The sequence below is a fragment of the Streptomyces sp. GbtcB6 genome (assembly GCF_019091475.1).
Classification (GTDB): Bacteria; Actinomycetota; Actinomycetes; order Streptomycetales; family Streptomycetaceae; genus Streptomyces; species Streptomyces hyaluromycini.
Window position 1 is genome coordinate 161450 of sequence record NZ_JAGXJL010000008.1, and the last position, 26518, is coordinate 187967.

General features: G+C 69.0%; 18 protein-coding genes and 2 pseudogenes. 11 read left to right on the forward strand and 9 right to left on the reverse strand.

Annotated features, from left to right (window positions below; genetic code table 11):
• Positions 1-335: 335 nt before the first annotated feature.
• The 6 genes from KVT45_RS16080 to KVT45_RS16105 form a co-directional block, all read right to left on the reverse strand.
• The gene (locus KVT45_RS16080) at positions 336-1271 is read right to left on the reverse strand and encodes a cupin domain-containing protein (RefSeq protein WP_217547997.1); all 936 of its coding nucleotides are present in this window, start codon (positions 1269-1271) and stop codon (positions 336-338) included.
• Complete coding sequence (locus tag KVT45_RS16085) at positions 1268-3013, reverse strand: AMP-binding protein (protein ID WP_217547999.1); 1746 nt, start codon at positions 3011-3013, stop codon at positions 1268-1270. The genes KVT45_RS16080 and KVT45_RS16085 overlap by 4 nt, the downstream gene beginning before the upstream one ends.
• Positions 3000-4412, reverse strand: a complete 1413-nt coding sequence (locus tag KVT45_RS16090; RefSeq protein WP_217548001.1) for a class I adenylate-forming enzyme family protein — start codon at positions 4410-4412, stop codon at positions 3000-3002. Before KVT45_RS16090 ends, KVT45_RS16085 begins: the two co-directional genes overlap by 14 nt.
• A 6-nt stretch (positions 4413-4418) precedes the next feature.
• On the reverse strand, positions 4419-4667 hold the full coding sequence (locus KVT45_RS16095; RefSeq protein ID WP_075029626.1) for an acyl carrier protein: 249 nt from the start codon (positions 4665-4667) through the stop codon (positions 4419-4421).
• Positions 4668-4745: 78 nt separating this feature from the next.
• The gene (locus KVT45_RS16100) at positions 4746-6074 is read right to left on the reverse strand and encodes a condensation domain-containing protein (protein ID WP_217548003.1); all 1329 of its coding nucleotides are present in this window, start codon (positions 6072-6074) and stop codon (positions 4746-4748) included.
• Positions 6062-8257, reverse strand: coding sequence for a peptidase domain-containing ABC transporter (locus KVT45_RS16105; RefSeq protein WP_217548005.1), 2196 nt, complete (start codon positions 8255-8257; stop codon positions 6062-6064). Before KVT45_RS16105 ends, KVT45_RS16100 begins: the two co-directional genes overlap by 13 nt.
• 984 nt (positions 8258-9241) lie before the next feature.
• Here KVT45_RS16105 and KVT45_RS16110 point away from each other — a divergent pair.
• The 11 genes from KVT45_RS16110 to KVT45_RS16160 all read left to right on the forward strand — a co-directional run bounded on the left by KVT45_RS16110 (position 9242) and on the right by KVT45_RS16160 (position 24450).
• Positions 9242-12274, forward strand: coding sequence for a glycine--tRNA ligase (locus KVT45_RS16110; RefSeq protein WP_254646893.1), 3033 nt, complete (start codon positions 9242-9244; stop codon positions 12272-12274).
• Positions 12275-12567: 293 nt separating this feature from the next.
• Complete coding sequence (locus tag KVT45_RS16115; RefSeq protein ID WP_308310737.1) at positions 12568-15555, forward strand: BTAD domain-containing putative transcriptional regulator; 2988 nt, start codon at positions 12568-12570, stop codon at positions 15553-15555.
• A 247-nt stretch (positions 15556-15802) separates the two neighbouring features.
• Entirely contained in the window at positions 15803-16153 is a 351-nt protein-coding gene (locus tag KVT45_RS16120) for a hypothetical protein (protein ID WP_075029623.1), read from the forward strand.
• A gap of 226 nt (positions 16154-16379) precedes the next feature.
• Positions 16380-17561 carry a radical SAM protein gene (locus KVT45_RS16125; protein ID WP_217548008.1) on the forward strand — a complete coding sequence of 394 codons (1182 nt, stop codon included), beginning with the start codon at positions 16380-16382 and terminating at the stop codon, positions 17559-17561.
• A complete protein-coding gene (locus KVT45_RS16130; RefSeq protein ID WP_168497240.1) occupies positions 17558-18418 on the forward strand; it encodes a radical SAM protein in 861 nt (286 codons plus the stop codon). The genes KVT45_RS16125 and KVT45_RS16130 overlap by 4 nt, the downstream gene beginning before the upstream one ends.
• Before the next feature lie 7 nt (positions 18419-18425).
• Positions 18426-19235: an aldo/keto reductase gene (locus KVT45_RS16135; protein ID WP_217548010.1), complete on the forward strand. Its 810-nt coding sequence runs from the start codon at positions 18426-18428 to the stop codon at positions 19233-19235.
• A complete protein-coding gene (locus KVT45_RS16140) occupies positions 19222-19905 on the forward strand; it encodes a phytanoyl-CoA dioxygenase family protein (protein ID WP_075029620.1) in 684 nt (227 codons plus the stop codon). The genes KVT45_RS16135 and KVT45_RS16140 overlap by 14 nt, the downstream gene beginning before the upstream one ends.
• On the forward strand, positions 19902-20588 hold the full coding sequence (locus tag KVT45_RS16145; RefSeq protein ID WP_079174205.1) for a phytanoyl-CoA dioxygenase family protein: 687 nt from the start codon (positions 19902-19904) through the stop codon (positions 20586-20588). The genes KVT45_RS16140 and KVT45_RS16145 overlap by 4 nt, the downstream gene beginning before the upstream one ends.
• A gap of 60 nt (positions 20589-20648) precedes the next feature.
• Positions 20649-21842 carry a cytochrome P450 gene (locus KVT45_RS16150; RefSeq protein ID WP_217548011.1) on the forward strand — a complete coding sequence of 398 codons (1194 nt, stop codon included), beginning with the start codon at positions 20649-20651 and terminating at the stop codon, positions 21840-21842.
• A gap of 178 nt (positions 21843-22020) precedes the next feature.
• Positions 22021-23271 carry a YcaO-like family protein gene (locus KVT45_RS16155; RefSeq protein WP_217548013.1) on the forward strand — a complete coding sequence of 417 codons (1251 nt, stop codon included), beginning with the start codon at positions 22021-22023 and terminating at the stop codon, positions 23269-23271.
• 3 nt (positions 23272-23274) lie between these two features.
• Positions 23275-24450 (forward strand): TfuA-like protein, encoded by a 1176-nt coding sequence (locus KVT45_RS16160; RefSeq protein WP_217548015.1) that lies wholly within the window; start codon positions 23275-23277, stop codon positions 24448-24450.
• Between the two features lie 394 nt (positions 24451-24844).
• Here KVT45_RS16160 and KVT45_RS56310 read toward each other — a convergent pair.
• The 3 genes and pseudogenes from KVT45_RS56310 to KVT45_RS16170 all read right to left on the reverse strand — a co-directional run.
• Positions 24845-25076 (reverse strand): annotated as a pseudogene (locus KVT45_RS56310) (IS5/IS1182 family transposase); the annotation flags it as partial.
• A gap of 272 nt (positions 25077-25348) precedes the next feature.
• Positions 25349-25471: pseudogene (locus tag KVT45_RS16165) on the reverse strand (oxidoreductase); the annotation flags it as partial.
• 51 nt (positions 25472-25522) lie between these two features.
• Positions 25523-26350 (reverse strand): MBL fold metallo-hydrolase, encoded by an 828-nt coding sequence (locus KVT45_RS16170; RefSeq protein ID WP_217548017.1) that lies wholly within the window; start codon positions 26348-26350, stop codon positions 25523-25525.
• Positions 26351-26518: the final 168 nt, after the last annotated feature.

Genomic DNA, 26518 nt, shown 5'->3' on the forward strand with positions numbered 1-26518 from the left:
CGACTGCACCCTGCCGGCCCGATCGACGGCGACTCGCAGGGCAGACCTGTCGCAGGCGCCGCTGGGCATGGAGCGCTGCACGCGCCCGACCTGTTCGGTTACGGCCATACTGGCTCACGGCGATCAGCGCACGATCAGTGCGGAATCGATGAGTGCGGGCGCCGCCCGCACCCGGGTGCAGCGAGCGGAGCGGCACCGGGCGCCGGCGGACCGTCCGGTCCCCGGGCCGCTACGACGACGGGCCGGCCGGGGTCCTCGGACCGGTGCCCGGTGTCAGCACGGCTCCGGACGCCCGGTGGCGACCGGTGCGGCCTCCGGCGTCGGGACGCGCGGGATCACCGCGGATCGGCGTATCCGGCGGCCAGGTCACCGAGCGAGACCGGTGCACCGGGATCGGGCAGGGCGGCAAGCCTGGTCCGCCTCGCGTGGTCCACCAGGTCCTGAGGGGTCAGACCGGCCAGTGCCTTGCTCACGTGCTCGAGCATGGCGGTGGCGGCGGCGAGGACGGCTTCGTCGTCCAGGGGACGCGCTTCGACGTTCATCGCCCTGGCCGTGAGCTTCTGGAGGCTGCGGAACAGATCGCCCTTGTGGACCTCACGGATCGTCAGTGACAGGTGCACGGACAGGCCGCCGCTGCCGACTGCCTCGTGGGCGAAGGCGCGTGGGATGTACAGGACGTCCCCGGCGTGCACGGTGGCGCGCAGCACCTCCGCCGGCTTCTCCCCTTCCACACTCCCCTCGCGCCATTCACCGTTCGCCGGTCCCTCGTAGACACGCCAGTCCTTGCTGCCGGCCAGTTGGAGAACGAGCACATCGGCGTCGTCGCGATGCAGTGGAGCTCCCTGGGCGCCGGGCGGGGTGACGAAGCAGAACGCCTCCACCGGCCGCTGGAGTTCGGCCGAGAGGCGGGCCAGCAGATCGCGGGTGGGGCGGTGCCACTGGTCGACCCGGTGCATGAGCAGGGTCGCGCCCTGCTCGATCAGTCCCCGTATCTTCTTCTGGTCGGCGAACCCCGGGTGGGAGACGCCTCGGACCGAACGTGCCGAGAAGTAGGTGTCGGTGGGCAGGGGACCCTCGGCGCCGGTCATCTCCAGGTAGGGCTCGTGCAGGAAGCCGCTGGCGAGGGCGTCGTCCACGTCGGCCGGCGTGAAGGGACTGACGAGGGAGCCGTCGGGAGTGAAGACACCGGGACGGCGGCGCCAGTGGTCGGCGGCGAAGGCCGCCGGGTCGCCGACCCACCGGGACAGTGTCGTGGAGTGCGCAATGGTCATGTCGTGCGTTCCTCTCTGTGCTCGGACGATGTGCGCCGGGGCACGTGGGGCCGGAGAACGGGCAGGTCGCCCCGCTCGAAGCGCTGTTTCGTCTCGGAGATCCGCACCTTGCCGCTGGTCGTCACGGGAAGGCCGCCGGCGGGCAGCAGGGCGACCTCGGAGACGTACAGGTCGAGGACCTGGGCGAGCCGGCGCCGTACCTGGGCGACCACCTGCGCGGGAGACGGTGCGCGGGAGCCGCCGGTCACTTCCGACACCAGGCACAGGAGTTCGCCGGCCGCCTCGTCCTCGACGGTGAAGGCGGCGCACCGCCCCGGTCTGAGGCCCGGTACGGCGGCACAGGCCGCGGCGATGTCCGCCGGGTGGAAGTTGCGGCCGCGGTGCACGAGTACGTCGTCCGTCCGTCCGAGGACGAACAGCTGGCCGCCGTCGAGGAACCCGAGGTCCCTGGTGGGATGCCAACGGGATCGCCGGACCGGCTTGCGCCAGTAGCCGCTGAAGAGTTGCGGGCCCCGGATGTGGATCTCTCCCACGCGGTGCGGGTCCTGGCGGCCGTCGCCGATGCGTACCCGGGTTCCCGGCAGCGGGACGCCCGAGGAGAGCAGGGTGGTGGAGGGGGTTCCCCGCCCGGCGCGGACCGCGCGGCCCGCACGCAGTGCTTCGGTGCTGACGGCGAGGCGGAGCGGCGGGAGTTCGGGGGTGGTGGCGGTGACCGTGAGGGTCGCCTCCGCCATCCCGTACGAGGGACACAGGACCTCGGCCCGGAACCCCGCTGCCGCGAACCGGGCGGCGAACCGCTCGGCGGTGGCAGTGCGGACCACCTCACCCGCGCTGCGCGCGACCCGCCAGGCACGCAGGTCCAGGGTGGCCATCTCGTCGTCGGTGGTCTTGCGCGCGCACAGGTCGTACGCGAAGTCGGGAGCGCTGGACAGCGTGCCGCGGCAGACGGTGAGAGCGGAGAGCCATTCCGCCGGACGGCGGGCGAAGCGCTCGGTCGGCAGGAGCACGGACTCGTATCCGCTGAACAGCGGCCTGAGGATTCCGGTGATCAGACCCATGTCGTGGCTGAGCGGCACCCATGTCACGGCGACGTCGGCCGGGCTCTCGCGGTAGCAGACGGCCGCCTGGCGGCAACTCGACCGCAGGGCACGGTGATCGATGACGACGCCCTTGGGAGAGCCGGTCGATCCGGAGGTGTACTGGAGAAAGGCGGGTGTTCGCGGGCTCGCCCGTACGTCGGGCGCGCCGCCGCGCTCCGGCACGGCGGCGGCGACCGCCGGCAGCTCCTCCCAGGTGCGGATCCTGACTCGCGTGGCGGAGTCCTCCAGCGCGGGGCGCACCGTGTCCCGCCACGCTTCCGTGGTGATCACGAGAGCCGGGCAGCAGTCCCGAACGATGGCACGCAGTCGCTGCTCGAACGCCTCCGCGCGCATCGTGCGCGGGCCCGGGGCGGGAACCGCGACGAGTCCGGTGCCGATCACGGCCAGCAGGACGGCGGCGAACGTCTCGTCGTTCGGCAGCACCAGGACCACCCGTTGTCCGGGTTCGGCGTCCAGGCCCCGCAGCGCGCGGGCGACGGTGTCCACCAGCCGGTCCAGTTCCCCGAAGGTCGTACGGCGCCGGATCTCCCCTTCGTCCCAGCTGGTCAGGGCGATGGCTTCCGGCCGCTGCCGGGCGTGGTGCCGGAGCCATCCGGTGGCTGTGACGGAGTCGTGGGCCGGTCCTTCGCTACCGGGGGCCACGCGGAGCGCTCCGGGCCAGGACGCCGAGATCGGCCCGCCTCAGCTTGCCGCTGGGCGTACGGGGCAGGGAGCCCGAAACCGCGAGCACGACGCGCGGACAGGGCAGGTCCAGTTCTTCCGCCGTGGCCTCGATGGCGGGCACCGGGTCCTGGAAGTCGGCACCGTGACCGTGTTCCACGAAGCACACCGGTCGGTCGCCGGCGCCGTCGAGGGCGGCGGCGTCGGTGACTCCGGGCAGCAACCGGATGTCGTGCTCCAGTCGCGCCATCCGGATCTCCCGCGGGCTCTCGGCCCGGCCGAGGACGAACAGATGTCCCTCGTCGTCGAGATGGCCCACGTCCCCGGTCTTCAGCACGCCGGTGTCGGTCGGATCCCGGTCGGCCGCCCGCAGCCGGATGTCTATGTCCCCGGTCTCGCCCGCGGGCACGGGCCGGCCCTCCCGCGAGATCTCGACGCGGATCCCCGGCAGGGGCCGTCCGACGGATCCGGGCCTGGCCAGCCACTCCGCCGTGGTGATCTCGGTGATGACACCGTGGGACGTGCCGTAGTACTCGTGCAGGACCGGCCCGAACAGGTCGATGGCCGCGCGCTTGACCCCGGGTGGGCAGGCGGCTCCGCCGTGGAAGACGACCTGGAAGGGGTGGCTCGGTGCCGCGCCGGCCTCGACGAGGTCGGTCAGGCGGTCGGGGCTGAGCATGGCGCTGTCCGCACGGTGACGGTCCGCCAGTTCCGTGAAGGCGTCGCAGGACCAGCTTCGCTGGACGACGACCGTGCTGCCCGCCTGCAGCGCGTACAGGGCGGGGCCGAGAGTGCCCAAGTGGTAGGTGGGGTTGGCCATCAGGTGCGGGCCCCGGCCGACTCCGGCGCCGTAGCGTTCGACGACCGCGACCCCGCGGTACGGCCTGCGTGGACGTGTCCGCGCCACGGCCTGCGGCAGTCCGGTGGTACCGGAGGTGGCGAACACGAGGCGGCCCGCGGCCGGCGGCGTCGCGGGCGTGGCGGGGCCGTCCGTCCGGGCCGTCAGCTGCGTGTCGGTCACGACCGGGCAGGGCAGGGCGGGTCCGTCGGCCCAGGGCCGCGCACTGATGTGTACGGCGGTGGACACCGAAGCGAGCAGGGACGGTCCCATGGGAATCCCGAGCAGCTCACGGTCGATGGGGAAGAGACCGAAGCCGTGTCGCAGCGCGGCCAGGGCCAGCGCGAAGAAGGCCGGTCCGGTGGGAATGTCGGTCGACACGACCGCGCCGTCCGGGATCCCGTGGGCGCGCAGCCCCCGGGCCAGGGCGTCCGCGCGGCCGGTGAGATCGCCGTAGGTGCTCTGCTCGCCGTCGGCGATCACGGCCACGCGGTCCGGGTGGGTCCGCGCGGTGGCCCAGGGGTCCCAGAGATAAGGCTTCATGATTCCTCAGTGCTTGGCTGTCGACGAGGCGGGAGAGGGCTGCGCGAGCGCGGCGGCGAGTGCCGCGAGGTCGGGGAGGCTGACGACCAGTTCGACATCGACCTCGACGCCCAGGCTCTCCTCCAGACGGAGGCTCAGTTCGACCGCGGTGATGGAGTCGCCGCCGAGGGCGAAGAAATCGTCCTCGGGCACGACCGGCCTGCCGAACACCTCGCTCACGGCGGTCAGTACCTCGTCGATCGGCGTGTCGGACATGGCGCCTTCTCTGCTGGGGGGCGTGGGTCGGAATCGGGTACGGCGGGGAGGCGGACGGCCCTCACGGCTCCTGCCCGGTCATCCGGCGGGCACGGTGGCCGCCAGGCCGGCGAGCATGTCGTCCAGGACCGACCGTGCCAGCCGGCGGTCGGCCCGGTGCCCGTCGTAGAGGAGGTCGACGCACAGGCGGTCGCGGAACTCGGTGCACCGGAGGTGAAGTGCGAAGGTGTCATGAAAGGTGATCCTGTGCAGCGGGTAGGCGTCAGCCGTGATGCGCAGACCGCCGATGTCGTCCGCGACCGCGGAGTTCCCTTCGAACCGGCGCAGGTTGACGTAGATGTCGCGGCTGACGGGTGCGCCGCCGGTCTCCTCCGCCTCCCGGGTCAGCGCGGTGAGGTCCTCGGCGTCGAGCCTCTGGTGCCGGAGCCCGTTGAGCAGTTGATCACGCACCTGTGTCCGCACGGAGAAGGCGTCGGCGCCGGCGTCGCGCAGGGTCAGCGGGCAGGAGCCGGCGAACATGCCCACCACGTCCATGTCCCGGGACGCACGCGAGTCCATCGAGGTCCACAGTCCCACTTCGGACATGCCGGTTCGAGTGGCCAGTGCGGTGACGAACAACCCGACCGCCGACTGCAGGACGGTGAAGCGGAACTCGGCGCACAGACCACGCAGCGCCGTGACCGTCGCGGCCGGCAGTTCCGCGCTCACCATGCCTCCTTCCGCGGTGTCGGCCTCGGCGGGGCCGGTCCGGGGCCAGGAGACGCGGGTCATGAAGGCCAGGCGTTCCCGCCAGTTCGCCTGCGCCTGCTCGCGCAGCCGCTCGCTCGTCCGCTCCCGCTGCCGGACCGCCGCGTCGGCGAACGAGGGGGCGGTGTCCGGCGGGGACCCGCCGTCGCGCAGGGTCTGGTAGTCGCGCCAGACCTCATGCCCGAAGAGGTGATGGGCCCGGCCGTCGAAGACGAGGTTCTGGAAGGTGGCCAGCAGCGCGTGGTGGTTCTCGTCGTAGCGCAGCAGCCTGATGACGAACGGCCGTTGTGTGCCGTACGACCACGGGGTGACGCAGTCGCGGGACAGCAGGACCGAGGCGTAGTGGGAGAACTGTGCGGGCGAGGCGGCCTTCACCTTCACCCGTCGGACGACTTCCTCCTCGGCCTCGATGCCCCGGGTCCACTGCAACGGGTGCGGGCCCGGCACCGGATCCATCTGGAGGTGCAGGGCGTCGTGCCGGACCACGAAGGCGCGTACGGCCGCGGCGAGGGCGTCCGTGTCGAGGCCGCCCAGGATCTCGAACGCGAGCTGAGTGTTCTTGTGGGACCAGCCGCTGGAGAGGGTCTTGGTGTGGAACCACTCCTGCTCGTAGGTCAGGGGGAACGGGGTACGCACCCGTGAGGCCGTCAGGCGAGGCACAGGTACTCCGTTCCGCTCTCCTTGAGGACGGCGGGGGAACCCGCCTCGACGATGCGTCCGTCTCGCATGACGACGACCTGGTCCGCCTCGTCCATGACCGTCAGGCGGTGGGCTATGACGACGACGGTGATTCCCGCGTCCAGCAGCCCCCGCATGATGGATTCCTCGAGAGCCGGGTCGAGGGCGCTGGTCGCCTCGTCCAGGATGACCAGTTCGGGCTTCTTCGCCAGCGCCCGGGCCAGCACGATCCGCTGGCGTTGTCCGCCCGACAGCCCGTGGCCGCCGGGGGCGACGAGGGTGTTGTACCCCATGGGCATGGCTTCGATCTCCTCGTGGATGTGCGCCAGCCCGACCGCCGTGATCAGATCCGACTTGCTGATGTCGTCGCCGCCGAAGAGGATGTTGTCCCGGATGGTGCCGCCGAAGAGGTGCGCGTTCTGGTTGACGTAGCCGATGCGCCGCCGGTAGGTGGGCCGGTCGAGTTCGGCCAGGTCGGTGCCGTCGACGGTCAGGGTTCCGCCGGTGGGTGTGTACAGTCCGGCCAGCAGCATGCCGAGGGTGGACTTCCCGGAGCCCGAACGGCCGATGACGGCCATGAACTGCCCTGGTTCGAGTTCGAAACTGACGCCGTCGAGGGTGGGCCGCGGAGCTCCCGGATAGCGGAAGCCGACCGCTTCAGCCTTGATCCGGCCAGGTCTGGCCACGCCGGTCCCGGCGAAGGCGCCCCGCGGTTCGGAGGCCGCTCGCAGGACGTCGTCGAGTTTGGCGAGGGTGGGCCGGACCGCGGCCAGCTGGGAGCCGGCGTCGAAGAGGCCTTCCAGCGGGATGAACAGGGCGATCGTCAGTGTCATGAAGCCCATGGCCTCGCCGAGCGAGTAGCGGTGGCTCAGGACCAGCCAGATCCCGGCGACCAGCACGATCAGGGGCGCGGCGAACTGCAGCGTGCGGCTGAGGGACGCGAACAGGGCGAGGTCGCGGCGGGCGCTCAGACGCTTGTTGACCTCATGGACCAAGGTGTGCGACCAGCGCTCCACCGCCCGGCCGTCCATGCCGGCGGCCTTGAGGGTGGTGATGCTCTCCAGCATCTCCACCAGTTCCTCCTGGGCCTTGGTCTGGCGTTCGAGGACTTCTTGGCTCAGTCCGGTCTGCCGGCGCCAGGTCAGCACGAGGATGCCGGTCTGCACGACGACCAGCACGGTGACGAGAAGCGACAGGAGCGGGTTCGCGACGGCAATGGCGATCAGATAGACGACGATGAGCAGGCTGTCGAAGAGGGCCGAGACCGCGGTGAGGCTCAGGACCTGGACGAGCACGTTGCTGGTGCGGACCCGTAGCGCGAGATCACCGGAGTTGCGCACGGTGAAGAAGTCGTAGGGCAGGTCCGCCATATGCCCGACGATGCCCAGGGTGAGCCGTTTCTCGATGACGGCCTGGCGCCTGGTGACCAGAAACGATCGCGCCACTGACAGGGAGAAATAGAGGACGACCAGACCGGCCAGGATGGCGCAGGCCGTCCACGCTCCGCCGGTGGACCGGTTGCCGAGGACGCGTTCGACCAGGAATCCGGCGGTGAGCGGCAGGGCGAGTTCGAAGGCCATGAGTCCGGCGGAGGAGGCGAGGATCAGCGCCAGTTCCCGGCCGTGCGGCAGAAACTGCCGCAAGCGGTGCCAGGGGCCGGGGAGTTCACTGCCGCGTCGGCGCCGGCCGGAGCCGGCTTCGAGCGGCTGCTCGAACTCCAGGGCCACGCCCGTGAAGGACTCGGCGACCGTTGCCATGGTGAGCCTGCGGCGTCCATGGACAGGGTCGACGACATCCACATGGTCTTTGCCGGCTCCCTCCAGGACGACGAAGTGGTTGAAGTTCCAGAACAGGATCGAACCGGGGGACAGCCGCGCCAGGGCTTCCGTGCCGGCGCGTACGCCGCGGCCCTTGACGCCGTATTCGCGGGCGATCTCCAGGAGGGTGCGGGCCGATGCGCCATTGCGTCCGGAACCCGCACGCGCGCGGATCTCGTCGAGGGACACGTCCACGCCGTGGTGGCGCAGCACGGTCACGAGAGCGGCGGGACCGCAGTCGCTGACCTGGGTTTGGAAGCAGACCTGCAGCCGCGCTCCGCGTGTGCGTCGTCTGAACCGCTCGCGGACCGCCGTGATCCGCTCGGCTGCTCCCTTGGGCCGGGTCACGGCAGGAGCGTGACCGAAGACCGGTCCAAGGCCATCGCTCCTGCGATGGTGTTCGAGCGCCTCGGCGTTGAAACGCGAATCGCCAGGCATGAGTCCCTTCCCGTTGTGAGTCACCGGCCTGTCTGCCCGCGACAGGACGTCCGGACGTGAGCCGTCGGCCCGTCCGCCGAAGAAGCGCAGGCCCCCTCGGCGGACGGACCGCGGGCTTCAGATCGTCAGATGACGCAGGTGAGGGAAATCCCGAACTGGCCGCCGACGATGTCGTCCAGCTCCTCTTCCGACAGGTCGGAAATGTCGATGTCGTCGAAGTTTTCCATGACTTCTCTCTTTCGCAGGGGCTTCTTCGCATCCGTGGATCGGATTCTGTAACCAGAGAACTGTGTCGAGCCACACCAAGAAATCACCGAAAAGCGATGCCCGGACGAAATCCACTACAGGCACCGAACCACCTGACGAGAGGAAGCACAGGGGATGAAATGCGTTCACTTCACGTCCGGATGACCGAACGACTGAACCGTAGAGAGCAACATTCGATCAGTCAAGCCTCGATTTCCCGTCCGCCGACACTGTGAACTGAATAGGCTGGGCAGGAAGGGAAAGGTTTCGCATAAACGTCCACACTCATGGTCGCATGAAAATCGACTGGCAGAACGGCGGCCCGGAAAGACTAGTGGATTCCCTAGATCTTCGAGTTCCCCGCCGCGTTCGGGCGCCGGCCCCGTCACCTCCGGCCGCGGGACGCGGCCGGAGGTGACGGGGCCGTGGCGACGGCCGCCGACAGGTCCCGGCCACTCGGGGGAACGCCGGCCGGCCCGCTCGGCCGGTCGCAATTGGCCCGGACGTGGCGCCCGTTGGCTCCCCGGCGATGCCGAGCGGAAACGCCCTGATTGGTAGACTCCCGCAGGCCATGGTCTCCTGCAGCCTCAGCCGGGAGATGCTCTGAGCATGCGCCGTATTCGTGGAGGAATGATCTCGGTGTTGACGATGCAAGAAGCACTGCTGGTGCTGAACAAGTACTGGACCGAACACGGGTGTCTGGTCGTTCAGCCCATGAACACCGAGGTGGGTGCGGGCACGCTCAACCCCGCTACGTTCCTGCGGGTCCAGGGACCGGAGCCGTGGCGTGTCGCATACGTGGAACCGAGCGTCCGGCCCGACGACTCACGTTACGGCGAGAACCCGAATCGGCTGCAGACCCACACGCAGTACCAGGTCATCCTCAAGCCCGAGCCCGGAAACGCGCAGGAGCTTTTCCTGGGCAGTCTGCAGGCACTGGGCATCGACACGGCCGCACATGACATTCGCTTCGTCGAGGACAACTGGGCGTCCCCGGCGCTGGGCGCCTGGGGGCTCGGCTGGGAAGTATGGCTCGATGGTCTGGAGATCACCCAGTTCACATACTTTCAGCAGGCAGGCGGCATCACCCTCGACCCGGTGTCCGTCGAGATCACCTACGGCATGGAACGCATCCTGATGGCGCTTCAGGGCGTCAATCACTTCAAGGACCTCAAGTACGCGCCGGGTGTCACCTACGGCGAGGCGTTCGGCCAGGCCGAGTACGAGATGAGCCGCTACTACCTCGACGAGGCCGACCTGGAGACCCAGCGGAGCCTTTTCGAGGCCTACGCGGGCGAGGCGCGCCGCATGCTCGACGCGCGTCTTCCCGTTCCCGCGTACTCCTTCGTCCTCAAGTGCTCGCACGCGTTCAACGTGCTCGACGCGCGGGGCGCCATCTCCACCACGGAGCGGGCACGTTCCTTCGCCCGGATGCGCGGGTTGGCCCACGAGGTCGCCGAGTTGTGGGTCGCACGGCGCGAGGAACTCGGTTTCCCTCTGGGCCGCGTGTCGAGCAGTGACTCCGCCCCGGCCGACACCGCGGTGAGCGAGGCTCCGGGCCGGGCGGCGGCCGCGGAACCCGTCGGGGCCGAGCAGGGCACGGTGACCCCGCCGGCCGAACCGGGGCCGGCCACCCTCGTGGTCGAGATCGGCGTGGAGGAGATGCCGCCGGCCGAGGTCACACGGACCTCGCAGGCGGTGCGCACCGCGTTGACGGAGAAACTGGGCGCAACCCGGCTGGGACACGGTGAGATCAGGGTCGACGCCAGCCCCCGACGCGTGGTGGCCACCGTCCTCGGCGTGGAACCCCGCGAGGCCGACTACGAACAGACCGTGCGCGGGCCCCGGGTCTCGGCGGCGTTCGACGCGGAGGGAAACCCCACCAAGGCGGCCATCGGCTTCGCCAGGAGCAACGGCGCCGAACCGGCGGACCTCGGTCGCGTCACCGTCGGGGCCAACGAGCATGTCGCGCTCACCCGGCAGGTCGTCGGACGCTCGGCCGAGGACGTCCTCTCCGCTCTCCTCTCGGAGGTCGTGACCGGACTTCGCTCCGAGAAGAACATGCGGTGGAACGCTCCGCGGCTCTCCTTCACCCGTCCGATCCGCTGGATCATGGCTCTGCTGGGAGAGCGGGTCGTCCCTTTCACGGTGTCCAGCCTGACGTCGGGACGTACGACGCAGGTTCACCGTGACGCGGTGCCTCCCACGGCGGAGGTGCCGACGGCCGACGGGTACCTGCCCTTTCTGAAAGAGCACGGAATCCTCGCGGACGCCGCGGAGCGGCGGCGCCTCGTGGTGGACGGCGCGGCGCGACTCGCCGAGGCCGTGGGCGGGCACATCCAGACGGAGCAGTACGGCGCGCTGATCGACGAGATCACCAACCTGGTCGAGTCCCCCACCCCGATCCTCGGGAACTTCGACCCGAAGTACCTCACGCTGCCCGCGGACATCCTCGTCACCGTCATGCGCAAGCACCAGCGCTACCTTCCCGTGGTGGACGCCGACGGCAGCATGCTGCCCCACTTCGTCGCGGTGGCCAACGGAACGTGCGACCACGACGTCGTCCGCCACGGCAACGAGGCGGTGCTGCGCGCCCGGTACGAGGACGCCTCCTTCTTCTGGAAGGCGGATCTGGAGACCCCGCTGAGCGAGATGAGAGAGAAGACGCACCTCCTCACGTTCGAGGAGCGTCTCGGCTCCATGGCGGACCGCGCCGACCGCATCTCGGCCATCGCCCGCCGGCTGGCGAAGGTCATCGGCCTGTCCGGCACGGACCACGACGTCCTGGAACGGGCCGCGGCCCTGACCAAGTTCGACCTCGGCTCCCAGATGGTCACCGAACTGTCCAGCCTCGCGGGCATCATGGCGCGCGAATACGCCGTGCGCGCGGGCGAGAGCCAGGCGGTGGCGCAGGCCCTCTACGAGAACGAACTGCCGCGTTTCGCCGGCGACGCGTTGCCCCAAACCCTGCCGGGGGCCCTGCTGGCCCTGGCGGACCGGCTCGATCTGCTGGTCGGACTCTTCGCGATCGGGGCCGAACCCACGGGCAGCTCGGACGCGTTCGGGCTGCGCCGCTCCGCGCTGGGCGTGGTCAACATCCTCCTCAGCAGGAGCGACCTGTCCGCGATCAGGCTCGGCCAGGCGCTGGCCGTCGCGGCGGAGCACCAGGCCGTCACGGTCGAGCAGAAGCATCTGGAGGACGCGGCCCAGTTCGTGCTGCGCCGCTTCGAGCAGCAGCTGATCGAGCTGGGGCACTCCACCACCGACGTCCGCGCGGTGCTGGTGCGCGGCAACTCGCCGCGGCTGGCCACGCGGACCCTGGAGGAGCTGGAAGGCCTGCAGGATGACGACCGGTTCGCCACCGTTCTCGCGGCGTTCCAGCGGGTACGGCGCATCGTGCCGGCCGGGCTGGAGGCGGTGTACGACCCGGAGCAGCTCCATGAGCCCGCCGAGCAGGCTCTGCACGCCGCCCTGGTCAAGTGCCGGCAGGTCCTCGACGGGGAGACCTCGCTCGTCCGCTTCAACGCGGAGACGGGCGAGCTGGTCGACGCGGTGAACATCTTCTTCGACAACATCCTGGTGATGTCCGAGGACCCCGCAGTCCGGGCCAACAGGCTGGGCCTGCTCGCCGGAGTGCGCGACCTCGCGGAGGGCATCGTCGACTGGGAGTCACTGGTCTGAGAGGTCCGGCCGACCACTGACGGTTCATGAGCGGGTGCCCGTACGGGCACCCGCTCAGGTGTTCCCCGGAGCCGGTCTCCCCTGCCCCGCAATCCCGGCGGCCTCACGTTGTATACGCATTTTCGAGGATGAACCGACGCGATTGATAGGCTGGTTGGCAGCCGACGGCGGTCGGCTGGCCACTTCAGCGCACAGGTGATCGATCCAAGCGTGAGCCGATCCCCACGGTGAGTTCGTGACCATGGTGGTGACGACGGCGTTCGGAGTGGTCGGGCAAGGAGGGCCTTGGCGAGGTGACGGAAGAACTGCTCTTCGCCGTTCTCGGGGCGGTTCGTGCATACCGGGGCGACGCGGAACTGCACCTCGGTCCACCCCAGCTCCGGGCCATGCTGGCGGTCCTGCTCCTGCGACCGGGGCACACCGCGTCGAAGACACAGCTGGTGGACGCGTTGTGGGGTCCCACGCCCCCCAGCAAGGCCACCACCACGATCCGCACCTACGCCTGGCAGCTGCGCAGACTCCTGGAACCGGACCGCTCCACGCCGAGCGTGCTCGTGTCGGTCGGCGACGGCTACCGCCTGGTCGTCCCCCCGTCCTCGCTCGACGTGGGGCAGGCCGAAACGCTCACTCGTGAGGCGGCGCAGGCACGTGCCTCGGGCCGGCTGGAGGAGGCGAGCGACAGGCTGGTCCGCGCACTCGACCTGTGGCAGGGAGAGACTCTGGCCGGAGTGCCCGGCCCCTTCGCCATGCGGCAGCGTGACCGGCTCGAGGAATTACGCATCGCTCTGCTGGAGGAACGTTTCGACGTCGACCTGGTCCTCGGCCGCCATCGCCAGGTCATTCCCGACCTGGCGGACCTCACGGCCATACACCCCCTGCGCGAGCGTCCGTACGGCCTGTTGATGCGCGCGCTCTACGGGGCGGGCAGACAGGCCGACGCACTCGCGGTGTTCAGCGGTGTCAGGAAGCTGCTGCTGGAGGAGCAGGGCATCGATCCCGGGCCTGAGCTGACCGCCGTCTACCGGCAGGTCCTGGAGAACGATCCGGCCCTCTCCATAGCGGCCGTCGAGGAACCCGCGGTGCCCGACGAGCCGAAGCCGGCCGAGCCCCTCCCCGCGGCCGCCCGGGACCGGGAACCGCTGCCCGTTCCGGCACAGCTTCCGCCGCTGCTTCCCGACTTCGCCGGCCGCACCGACGCCGTCAGCGACATGCACACCCTGCTGACGACGCCCGGACGGCGAGCACCGACCGTCGTGGCGATAGCCGGGATGGGCGGCAGCGGGAAGACCTCACTGGCCCTGTTCACGGCCCACGGCGTACGGCACGCCTACCCGGACGGGCAGCTCTACGCCGATCTGCGTGGAGCGGACGACAACCCCGCCGAGCCCGCCGGCGTCCTGACGGGGTTCCTGCTGTCGCTGGGCGTCGCCGCCGAGGCCGTACCGGAGACCCTCGAAGACCGTTGCAAACTCCTCCGTTCGATGCTGGACGGCCACCGGGTGCTGATCGTCCTGGACAACGCACGTGACGCGTCGCAGGTCCTGGACCTGATGCCCGGATCGGTCGGCTGCGGAGTCATCATCACCGGCAGGTCCCGTCTCTTCGGTCTGCCGGTCACCAAACAGCTCAGCATAGACACCTTCAGGCCCGAGGAGGCCCTCTCGCTGCTCGGCGCGGTCATCGGGCACGAACGGCTCGACGCGGAACGGGAACAGGCGCTCGAACTGCTCCGGCTGTGCGGTTTCCTGCCGCTGGCCATCCGGATCGTGGCCACCAGGCTGGCGTCCCGGCCGCGGTGGGCCATCGCGACACTGACCGCCCGGCTCGCCAACGAGCAGCGACGCATCGAGGAACTGCGCGTGGGTGACGTGTCGATCCACGCGGTCTTCGAACTCGGCTACCGGCAGCTGCCGCCCGAGCAGGCCCGCGCCTTCCGGCTGCTCGCCGTCCCGGGGTCCCTGGACTTCGGTCTGCCGGTGGCCGCGGCCGCACTCGCGACGGACGAGGAGACGGCGGAGGAACTGCTGGAAGCCCTGGTGGACGCCGCCATGCTGGAGTCCCCCGAACCGGGCCGCTACCGCTACCACGACCTGCTCCGCGCCTTCGCCCAGTGCGCGGAGCCGGAACACCAGGACGACACCCGGCAGGCCTTCGGCAGACTGCTCGACTACCTGCTGGCCACCGCGTGCAACGCCTTCGCGCAGGCCGTGCCCGGAGACCCGGTGGCGAACTCCCTCGGCCCGCTGCGTTCCCAGGGGCTGCACTTCGGCGACGTCCGCACGGCGCGTTCCTGGATCACCGGCGAGATCGGACTGGTGACGGCGGCCGCGCTGCACACCGTCGGACGGCGGACGGAGCCCTACGACGGCCAGTTGCGGACCGCCGTCGACCTGCTCATCGCGGTCAGCCCCTTCTGCGCCGACGTCCGGTTCGAGGGGCTGCGGTCCGCCGCACTGGAGCTCGCGCGGGAGGCCGAGCTAAGGGGCGACCAACGGGTTCTGGGCCGGGCACAGTTGCTGTGCTGCAGCATCGCCCTGCAGACCGCCCGCCCGTCCGACACCGAGGAGCACGCGCGCCTGGCCGTCACGGCGTCGAGGAACACGAAGGACACGGTCATCCTCCGGCAGGCGCTCAACAACCTCGGTGTGGCGGTCATGTTTCTGCATCGATACGACGAGGCGGTGGAGTGCTTCGACGAGGCGATCGCACTCGCCCGTGTCCTCGGCCACAGGTCCGGCGAGGCGGCGACCACCATCAACGCGGCGCTCGCCCGCGTGCGCAGCGGCCGGGCCGCCGAGGCGATCCCGGCCTGCGAGACGACGCTGGTGACCCTGCGTTCCATGGGCGACCTTCCGGGGATCGCCTACGCGTTGTACGTGCTGGCTCTGGCGCTGCACGAACACGAGCGGTTCGACGACGCCATCGACCGCTACACCGAGTGCCTCGCGGTCTGCCGGTCCGCCGGCATCCGGGGGCGTGAGGCCCACGCCCTGTACCGGCTCGCCGAAACCCTCCGCAGGACAGGGCGGTACGACGAGGCGGTGCGGTACGCCACCGAGGCCGTGGTCCGGTGCGAACAGATCGGAGCCGTACGGGACCACGCCTACGCGTTGATGGTCCTGGGCCGGGCCGAGGCCGATCGCGGCGGCATCGACACCGCCCGTGTCCGGCTCGGCAAGGCGCACGAACTCTTCACCGGTCTCGGCCTGCCCGATGCCAACGATGTCAGCCGGATCCTCGATCATCTGCCGGGCGGCTCCGCACCGACGGACGAACCGTGACGGTACCGGTCGCCGGCCCATATCGGCACATCGCGTCACGTCACTAAAATCCCCCTCGCGATGGAGCGGGAATACCGAAAAGGCGAGGCGCACGTCGAATATACCAGGGATGGACCACGTATATTCCCCGGCGTGCGAGAGTGAGCGCCAGCGGTCGCAATATGCGCACAAAAAGCCGTGGAGCAATCAGTAATTCAGCTCCGGGGCGGCGCGGACCGAATTCGGCCCTTTCTTAGGAGGCGTTTGAATGCCCAAACCTCGCGAACAGAAGGACAACCACCTCATCTACGCCGACGCCGTGGGGTCGCGCGGTAAGTCGGGCGTGTGGTTCGGCGAGCGCGAAGACTTCAAGGCCAAGCAGGTCAGCGTGATGGACGCCGTCAAGGAACGGATCGAGTGGGTGCCGGTCGAGGACGCCGTCATGGCGATCAGCCTTGACCCGCCCGGCATCGTTCTCATGGCGCCCAACCCGTCGCTGCCCGGCATCATCGTCCTCGCCGACGGTGCGACGTCCGAGAACACCGAGCATCTCAAGAAGCACTACACCGAGATCGTTCAGGGTGTCCTGAAGGACGCGAACATCGCGCAAGAAGACTGATCGATCCATCCTGCTGCGGTGTCATCGGAAAGCGACGGTGGCACCGCAGCGGGCTTCTCGCTGTGCGGTTCGTTCCGACGCATGGCTGGTTCCGTTTCTTTAGGAGTTCACCGTGACGAACGATGCCGATCGACTCTGGAACAAGTATTTGCTTGTCGCTCAGGGGGCGGAGGGTATTGTTTTTGATCCCGTCTCCCTGGGGAGCGCGAGTCTGACCGCCGATGAGATGAAGCGGATCCGCGACGACGATCCCCAGATCCTGGCGGAGATGAAACAGCTGGGCTTCACTTCCGAGCCGCCGGCCGCACCTCAGCGTGATCTCATCTTCGACCGGCTCAACGGGCTGGGGATGACCGGAAAGCCGCCGCGGATCAGCGGATACCGCATCGTGGTGACCGACCGCTGCAACATGACCTGCACGTACTGCTTCGTGGACACCAACACGGGCGCCGACGACATCACCATCCCCGACCTCCGCGAAGGGCTCGAGTACCTCTTCGAGCAGAACGCCGGCCAGGAGGAGGTCACCATTCAGTGGTTCGGCGGTGAGCCGACCACCCGGTTCGACCTCATGCAGTACGGAGACGAGTACGCTCTCGAACTCGCCGAGAAGCACGGCGTGGGGCGTGTGCAGTTCACCGTCGTCACCAACGGTGTCCTGATCAAGGACCCCATGATCGAGCACTTCAAGAAGTTCAAGTACGGCGTGGGCGTCTCCTTCGACGGGGCTCCGGACGACAACAAGGTCGAGCGGTTCCTGCTGTCGGGCAAGCCTGCGGACCAGCGGATCCACCGGAACATCCAGCGGCTGATCGATGCCGGGGTGCACGTGGGCTGCAACCTCACCCCCACGCCGATCAATGTGAGCAACCTGCCGGACACCGTCGAGTACGTGCTGTCCCTCGGCATCAACTTCATCTACGTCAACACCCCCATTCCGATCTCCGGCCGCTGGCACGTCGACGGCGAGGCGCTGTGCCGCGCGGTGTTCCGTTCGCGGCTTCTGGCGCTGTCCCGCGGTGCCATGCTGTTCTCCTCGCTCGACCGCATCTATCAGGCCCTGGACACCCGCCTGCCGAAGATGTACGAGCACATCCAGCAGGACGGCGGCCTGAACGCGGCTCTGCTGTCCCGCGGGCGCATCTCCATCCTCGACCTGAACTGGCGCGACGACTCGTTCGTCTTCCCGATCAGTCAGCTTCGGGAGCAGCCTGAGCTGCTGGCGGGAGCCGCCAAGAACCTCCTGCCGGCGAAGCAGTGCGGAGAGTGCCCCGCCGCCGCCGTCTGCGGTGGTCCGTCCCGCAACGACGTCTCGCTCCGGAACAACCCCGAGCCCGATCCGCAGATGTGCGACTTCTTCCAGGTGGGTCTCGAACTCGCCCTGACCGACCACACGGGGTTGCAGTGACCGACAGCCTCGGAGCACTCCGCGGAGTGCTCGTCTCGACCGCCGACAACTGCGAAGTGAACTGCCGGTTCTGCTTCCGGGCCGATGTCGGACGCGACGTCCTGAGCCTCAACACCTACGCCCGGGCACTGTCGCGGCTCCACGAACTCGGCGTTGACGAGCTGTGCTTGTCCGGCGGCGAGCCGACCGACCACCCGGAGTTCCGTCAACTCGTGCGCGTCGCACTTCAGTTCGGCTTCCGCACCTCGGTGGTCACCGCCGCCAGGACCGGCCCGCGACTCGATGCCCTCGCCGGTGTCGCCGGCATGCTCAGTCACGTCACCGTCTCCGCCGACAGCCGCAGAGCGGACGAAATCGGCCGCACCGGCCGCACGATCTCCTCGACGCCGAAGGTCTTCGAGGCGTTGGGACACCGTCGGGCGAGCCTGCATGTCACCGCATACGAGCTGGACGAAGACGACCTGAAGGCCATCGTCTCGGTGGTCGAGACGGCCGATGTCCCGGTGGAGGTCAGCCCGCTGCTGCCGTCGCCGACGTTCCGTTTCGAGAATCCCCACCTCAAGCGCGACCTGGCGTTGATCGACACCTTCTTCGGCATGTCGGAGCAGCTGAGGACAGTGGTGTCGGACTACCACGAGTGGCTGCGCGGCCCGGTCGTCCGGTCCTGCCAGTCCGCGCGGCTGTACCTGTCCGCGGACGGCTTCCTGCGCCGCTGCCCCTACGACAGCTCTCAGCAGGTGTCGGTCTTCGCGACGCGGCAGGAGATCGGCGAGGCGCTCGAGCAGTCGTTCTGCGAACCACCGACCACCGGTCTGGCCTGCATGGCGATCTGCCGTTCGGAATCCCACGAAGGGTGAGTTGTCCATGAACACGATGCAGGATCAGCCGTCCGTGGTGATCGGCACCATGCGCTGCTCGGGGTCCTTCAACGGCCTGATGGTGCTGGGTCGCGACGCGGACGAGGGCCGGGAGTTCGTCGAGGGTGCGATCGCCCAGGGCTTCACCACGTTCGACACCTCGCCCGTGTATGCCCGCGGGAGAGCGGAGGAGGACCTCGGCGCACACCTTCCCGGCGACGCGTCGGTCTGGACCAAGGTCGGGATCGACACCACCACTCCCCTGCCCACCCTGGACTACAGCCTCGAAGGAATGGCCAAGTCGCTGCAGGGAAGCCTGCAGCGGCTCGGGCGGGACCACGTCGAGGTCGCCTTCGTGCACAATCCGGAGCCGAGGCGGGTGTCGGACATCGACTTCGCCGGGTTCGCCAGGCACTGCTCACAGACGGGGCAGGCGGATCTGGTGGGCGTCAGTGTGCTGCTGCCGGACGTGAGTCTGCCGCAGATCGCCGGCAGGCTGCCCGCCGGCAGCGTGGTCATGTGCGAGGCGGACCAGCTGGATCCGCAGGACACGAACGTGACGCGCCTCCTCGCCGACTACCGTCTCGTGATCCGCAGTCTCTTCTCGGGCGGCTCTCGGCTGCGGGCGGTACCGCCCGAGCGCAGGGCGGAGGCGATCGCCGCCAGGATCTCCGAGATCCACGAGATCTACCGCCCCGAAGCCGTGGTCATCGGCCCTCGGACCAAGGAGCAGCTGGATGACTACGAGGCGGGGCCGGCCTGGCTCACGTCCGCTGCTCGGCACTCCGCACCCGGGCGGTCCCATGTCACTCGATGAGGCGGAGGTCGCGCAGCAGCTGCGGGTGTTCGGATTCGCCCGCCTCCGGGGGGCCGCCGCGGACACCGTGGAGGAACTGCAGCGTGCTTTCGGCCGGCTGATCGATCTGCCGGCCGACGGTACGCCGAACGAGAGAGTCACCAGGTTCGACGCCCTCAACGAGATGCCCGAGCTGGGGCTGATCTCCGGATCGGCGTGGGTGGGCGCGATCTGTGGGGCGTTCTTCGAACGCAACCACCAGGTCATCACCAGCGATGCCAACGCGCTCGTCGGCGACTCGTACTGGCACTCGGACGGTTTCTACACCACGCCGTTCCTGCGTTTCGTTCTGTACCTGGACGCCACCGCGCACGACACGGGTGCCCTGCGTTTCCTTCCCGGTTCACATCGAGCCGACAACGGCTGGCTCGGGGAACCGACCCAGCACGTCATCAGGCACGGGGAGGACCTCGGTCTCACCGGTGGCGACGTTCCGGCGGTGGTCGTCGAGTCCGAGCCCGGCGACGTCATCGTCTTCGACACGAACGTCCTGCACTCGGCATGGCACGGCGACATACGACGGCAGCTGGCGTTCAACTGTGTCGGTGACCCGGTGACCGAGACCGAGCAGCGCGACACGCGTCGCTACTTCCTCAACCGCTACGTCTCCGGATCGGTGTCAATCGGATGAGACTCACCTCTTTGTCGGTGACCGACGCCGAGGTCACCCGCTTCAGGACGTTCGGGTTCCTCCACCTGCGCGGTGTGCAGAACGACGTCGTGCCGGCCGTCGCCGACGCCTTCGAAGACGTCTTCGAGAACTTCCCGCAGGTCGGCCGGCAGGGGCGTGCGGGCGTCGCCCGGATCGCCGAGCGCAGCGAGGTGCTCCAGAAGGTGCTCCTGGCCGACGACCGGTGTCCTCAGGTGGCACGTCGGCTGCTGGGCACGGATGTCGTCTACGTCGGCGGCGACGGAGTCCGCTACGACGGTGCCACCTACTGGCACCGGGACGGGAACCACCGCGCTCTGCGGCTCCTCAAGATCGTCCAGTATCTGGAGCCGCTCGACGGCGACACCGGAGCGCTGCGGTTCATTCCCGGCACCCACCGCAGAGGCGGGAGCTGGGACTCGTTCGCCGCGGAGATGGAGAACCCGATGCGTCGCCTCGGGATGCGGCCCGAGGAGGTGCCGGCCTTCACCGTCGACTCCTCCCCCGGTGACCTCATCGCCTTCGATCCGCACTCCTACCATGCGTCGTTCGGCGGTGCCGACAAGCGGCGGCAGATCACCACGACGTATGCGGCCGTGCCGGAGTCGGCCGAAGCGCGTCAGGAGCTGACGAGCTATCTGCTCGCCGACCGATCGCTCCTGTAGCCCCTCCCCCAATACTCCGTCAGGCTTGTGAAGCGCGTGAATTGAACGGGTTGGTTTGTGATGGACAACGTAACGGCGGAGACCACGGTGCCGCAGATCCCGACGGACCGGGAAGCGGAGCCGGTCAAGTGGTTCGACGAACTGCGTGAGTCGCACGGTGTGCACTGGGACGAGAGCACGAACACGTGGTACGTGACGCGATACGACGACGTGTACGACCTTCTGCCTGATCCCCGGCTCGGCGCCCAGGTGGAAACCTACTGCCCGCCCTCGCTGACGGAAGAGCAGGAGAACACCTACTGGCGGGTGACGGAGTTCATCGACCGCTGGCCCGTGTTCTCCGATCCGCCGCGGCACACCGGTATGCGGCGTCTGCTCCTGCCGCTGTTCACGCCCGCCGCCGTTCGGCAGATGGTCGCCGCGATGACGGATTCCGTCGCGGCGACGAGTCCCACGGTGACGCCTGACAGGCTGTTCGCCGATGTCGTCAGGCCGGCTCTGGCGGCCGGCCTGAGCGATCTCCTGGACGAGGAGCCGGACGGCCTGGCACAGCTCGCGGACTGCGCCACCCGGATCCTGGCCGTAGGGCCGATCGAGACGTACGACCCCGCCATCGGGCGGCTCGCGGAAGAGGCCCTGGACGAGCTGACCGGGCTCGTCGCGCAGCGCTGCGCGGCTCCCCGGGGGGTCCTCGCCTCGGCGCTGAGCCGCGCTCTGTCCGACGGGACGTTGGATCTTCTGGACGCGACCGCGATATACGCCCAGCTGGTGAGTGGCGCGCTGGAACCCACCGCGGCGGCTGTCGCACGCCTGTTGGAGGCGTTGACCGGCCCGGAGAGCGCCGCCGTCGACCTGAAGGAAGACGTCGACGGGGCCGTGGACGAGGCGCTGCGGCTGGTCACGCCCTTCCACTTGGCCACCAGGCGCGCGCTGTCCGATCTGACCCTGCACGGTCACACCGTACGGGCCGAGTCGCGCGTGGTCCTCGTACTCGTGGCGGCCAACCGCGACCCGAGGCGGTTCGCCGACCCGGGCACCTTCCGTGCGGACAGGACCGGGGCTCGCCATGTCGCCTTCGGGCGGGGCCGGCACGCGTGTCTGGCCGCCGGACTCACGCGGCAGGTCATGAGGGAGATGATGCTGCAACTCGCGTCGACCGGCCTGTTGGAGGAGCTGCCTCGGCTGACCGCGGTGTGGAAGGGGGACTTCGGGGCGCGTTTCGCCGACGACCTCGTGGTCACGCGGGACGCCTGAGGCAGGCCCCAGGGGCGCGGACCGGGCCGTCGCGGTCCTCTGTGCCGTGACGAGCGCCGGCAGGGCCGTGTGGACCGGCGACCGTCGCCCCTCGTCGGCCCGCTCCGCCGGCTCCTGAACCGCAGCGACGCGGCGGTCCGCGTTCCCGTCGATCCCCGCTTCCAGACAAGGCATCACGATGATGGTCGAACCGAACAGCCTGACAGCCCTGCGCCCCGACAGCTTTCAGCCCGATGCGGAAAGTTCGGAGGCCGGACACGCCAGAAGTTTCGAGGAGACGTGGGACTTCCTGAAACCACTGCTGCCCCGCGTCCCCGTCACGCGCGTGTACGACACCACCCCCCTGGATTACATCAGCTCCCCCGTGTGGTCGGCCGTGACCCCTCTGGCCAAAGACCTGATGGTGAGCGCGGGAAAGGGGGCGACGCCGATCGCGGCGAAGCTCAGCGCCGTCATGGAGGCGATCGAGCGCGTCTCGGCCGAGGAGATTCCGGCCCGCCGGATCGTCAGGGGTTCCTACGAGGAACTCGCTCCCGCCGCTGCGGTCGACCCGGAGGACTTCAGCCTGCCGCAGGACACGACGTACCGGCCCGACGCCGTTTTCTCCTGGACGGGAGCGTACGACCTGGCGCAGGGGGGCCATCATCTGGTGCCGACCGACCTCGTCCTGAATCCCTCCACGGAAGGCATGACGGCTCGGATCGAGACCAACGGGCTCGCCTCCGGAAATACGTATTCAGAGGCGGTCCTCCACGCGGTCGGTGAGCTTGTCGAGCGCGACGCGGTGTCGGAGGAAGCGTTCTACTCCGCTCACCACGACCCGGTTTTCTCTCCTCGTCGACCTTTGAGGGTCATATCTCCGGAGTCGGTTCCAGCCGGAACCGCGAAGGAGCTCATCGACGCACTGACCGGTCAGGGTCTGGTTGTCCGGATACAGGATCTGACCAACGCGATCGACATTCCGGTCATCCGGGTCGTCCTTTTCGACGACGGCTACTTCGGGCAGGAGGGCAAGGTGACCTACTTCCCCGGGTACGGGGCCGACCTCCAGCCCGAACGGGCGCTGCTTCGCGCTCTCACCGAGGCGTGCCAAGGTCACGCCGGCTTCGCCACGGGTGCGCGGGAGGTGTTCGAGACCGGGCGCGCGCGGCGCAGGCCGGCCGAGCTGAAGCGGCTCGACTCTCTTTACCGGAACCCCGGCTCCCTGGCGTTCCCGCAGGCCAAGGACGGCAGCGGCAGCATCCTGCAGAACATACACACGGTCGTCGGCCGGCTGCGGGACGCAGGACACGAAAAGTGCCTGGTGACAGAACTCAGCCGCGAGGATCTCGGCGTGCCGGTGGTTCGTGTCCTGGTTCCGGGCCTCGCGTCTCCCTACGGTGAGAGTTCGCGCACCCCTACCCTCCGCCTGCTGGAATCGGTGATCTGAGCCATGAGAACCACCATATTCACCGGGCCGTCCCTGCCGCCGGGCGAGGCACGGGCCCTTCTGCCGCAGGCGCACGTCCTTCCCCCCGCGAAACGCGGCGACGTCTACCGGGCCAGAGAAAGCGGAAGCTCCCGGATCCTCATCATCGACGGATCGTTTTCGCAGGTGCTCCCGGTGTCACCGCGAGAGGTCGTCGAGGTGGCTCGCGACGGCGCTCAGATCGTCGGGGCGTCCAGTATGGGGGCCATACGGGCCGCGGAATGCTGGCCCGTCGGCGTCCACGGTGTCGGAGCCGTCTACAGGATGTACCGGTCCGGCCTCTTCGATTCGGACGACCCCGTGGTGGTCGCGACGGATCCCGACGACGACCACTCGGCGGTGAGCGTCGCCCTGGTCAATATCCGCGCGGCGATCAGAAAGCTGTACGGTCTCAAGCTGATCACCCGGTCCCAGGGTGTGGAGCTTCACCGGGTCGCCGCCGAATCGTACTATCCCGACCGGGTCTGGCGGCTTCTGTTCAAGAAGGCCGGGATCGACGACCCGAGTGGCGTGATAGGTGAAGTCGCAGCCTCCGTCGACATCAAGAGGCTGGACGCACTGAGGGCTGTTCGCTTTCTTTCGCTCCTGCCCGACGGGGCACCTGCCGATGGAACCGACCGCCGATTCAGCCAAGGGCCGCGATACTCCTCGCACGACCCGCTTCTCGGCCACAGCCGTGAAGAACTCGATCTGTCACTCCCTCCGTTCATATTCGGAACCGGCCGGTATCAGAAATACATCCGGTTCCTGCTGGCCGGACAGCTCGATTTCGCAGGACTGACCACCGGGAGCGAGTCGAAGCTGTCCCGGAATTCCTCGGTCGAGCCGGCTCTCGCGGGCCTCTTCCTGGACATTCCGTCACTGTCCGCAAACCTGATGGACAAGATTCATCATTTCAGGCAGTTCGAGACGGAAGTGATGCTGTGGCATGCGGTTCACCGGCTGAAGGATCACAAGACGAGCCGCACGGAGGTGACACCCCCGCATGAGACCAAGGTCAGGGACTCGATAGCGAAGGCCCACGGCTATGACAACTGGGACGCGCTGACAACCGACTTGCGTGACGACGCCCTGCCCAGCGGGGTCCCCCTCGACTGGATCGAGGAAGCCTGTCACGACTTGACTCTCGCCAGGTCCTGACACCCCCGGAACCGCCGGGCGGCGACACCGACGGAGGCCGGCGACAGGAAAGCGCGGACCTCTGGAGGTCGCCCGCCGCCCCTAGGCCCTGTCGTTTGGATCATCCCGGCGTCGCGGGGTGTGGCACGCACTCCCCCAGAGGGGGCGCCCCCAGCGGCGTTGTCGTCACTCGCCGACGTCCCCCAGCCTTCGGCCGGGAGGTGCCCCCACCGCGTCGCCCGCCGCGGCAGCGGCTGATCGTCTACGCCTCCTCCGCCTTGCAGCTGCACGCACCACACCCCGCTCGGGTCGGTCGAAAGGTGCCGCACCTCATAGCCGGCCTGATCCAAACGACAGGGCCTAGTCCGGTCAGCGCGCCCACCGGATCCAGGTCGGAGGTGTCTCTGAGCCACCAGCGGACGTGAGATGGGTCGAGGACCGCACGGGACAGGTCGACCAGGTCCTCCTCGTCCAGGAGCTGGAGAACTCTCTGGTGCAGCCGGCCCCGGACCCCGGCGCGGGACCGGATGGCGAAGCGGCGGTGCACGGTCGGCTTCGATGCTCCGAAGCACGGTGGCAAGGTCCGCCAGGCGCAACCGCTGACGAGCAGGCGGCCTCGCCGACTCCCACAGACCGTCCGGAACGATCCATCCCCAACGCCCCTCCCCATGCCCAGCCCAACAATCAACTGACCGTGTAGGACACGGTCTTGGACGCGTAGGCGAGTGCAATCGCAAAGCAGGCGCACCCCGCAGGGCAGCGTTCGCCTGCCGGTCCCCGCCGCGGTTGAGACGGCGGTACCGCCACAGGTATTCGGGGCGGCCCAGCGGGGGCCGTCCCTTCATGCCGAGCTGGACCAGGCCCCCTCGTTCACCACGGACCGTGTCGGGCGCGCGCCGTACGAACGGATGCACTCGGCACGGTCGTTGGGTTCGCCCCAGGTCCCGCGTCCGGTCAGGCGCATGGCGCCGAAGCCCAGGCGTGCGACCTTCTTCCCTGCGATCTCGAATTGTCCGGCTGCGTGGGCCGTCGGCGCGGTCATGGTGCGGGGGGGGCCTTCCTGAGGGTGCTGCGGATGTGTATGCGTGGCCGGTCAGGACAGGCCGAACATCAGCCACGCCTGCTTGGCCGCGAAGTCGGGGTAGAGCGTGTGCATGGCGTCGAACAGCTCACGGTCGGTGGACGTCTTTTCCTGGAGGCGCCCGAAGTCGGTGAGGTAGCGCCTCGTCGTCTCGATGCACTCGGCGGTGTCCGGGGCGCCGGGCTTCTTGTGACCGGCCACGGCCGTCTTCGGGTTCAGTGCCGCCAGCCGGTCCAGCGCGGCGATCCAGTTCTCGCGGATCGCGGGGGTGGTCTCGGCGACGTACGCGTGGCACTGGTTGTACAGGACGTCACCACCGACAACGAGGTCGATCGACGGGACGTACAGGGAGGTGCTGTTCTTGCCGTCGGTGTGGCCCTGCTCGATGATCCGCAGCTCGTGGCCCTCCAAGGCGAAGGTGTCGTCCTCGTAGGGCTCTGGCAGCGTGAGCGTGGTCGGCATCTGCCCCGGGAACCACTTGCGGAAGGCCGGCAGCGCCTTGCCGTGCGCTCGTGCCAGCTCGACCGAGCCCGGTGTCGCGATGGCGCGGGCCTCGGGGTAGCGCCGGAGCAGCACACCGAGCCCGCCGAAGTGGTCGAGGTGGCCATGGGTGATGTAGATCGCGGTCAGGTTGCGGTGGTGCAGCGCGACCCAGTCGGCCAGTGCCTCGGCCTCGGCGACGGTGGTGAGCGGGTCGACCAGGACGGCGTCGCGCTCACCGTAGATCAGGGTCGAGGTCATCGGATCCCAGGCCAGCGGCGCTCCGAAGGGCCGGGGCCGTTCTCCCACCAGTGGCTTCTCCGGGGCGGTGAAGACGTTGACGTTCAGCTGAGTGGGCATGCGACTCGGTTCCTCTCTGTCATACGGAGTCATACGGACGTAGGTGATCTGTGGATGGGAAGTGGTCGGGCCGGGTACCGCCTGAACTCCGGCTTCGCGTCGAGCTCCGGCTCCAGCCGCCGCCGTGTGTCGTACGCCGGCCGGCCCGGGTCCCCCGTCCTCGCGAAC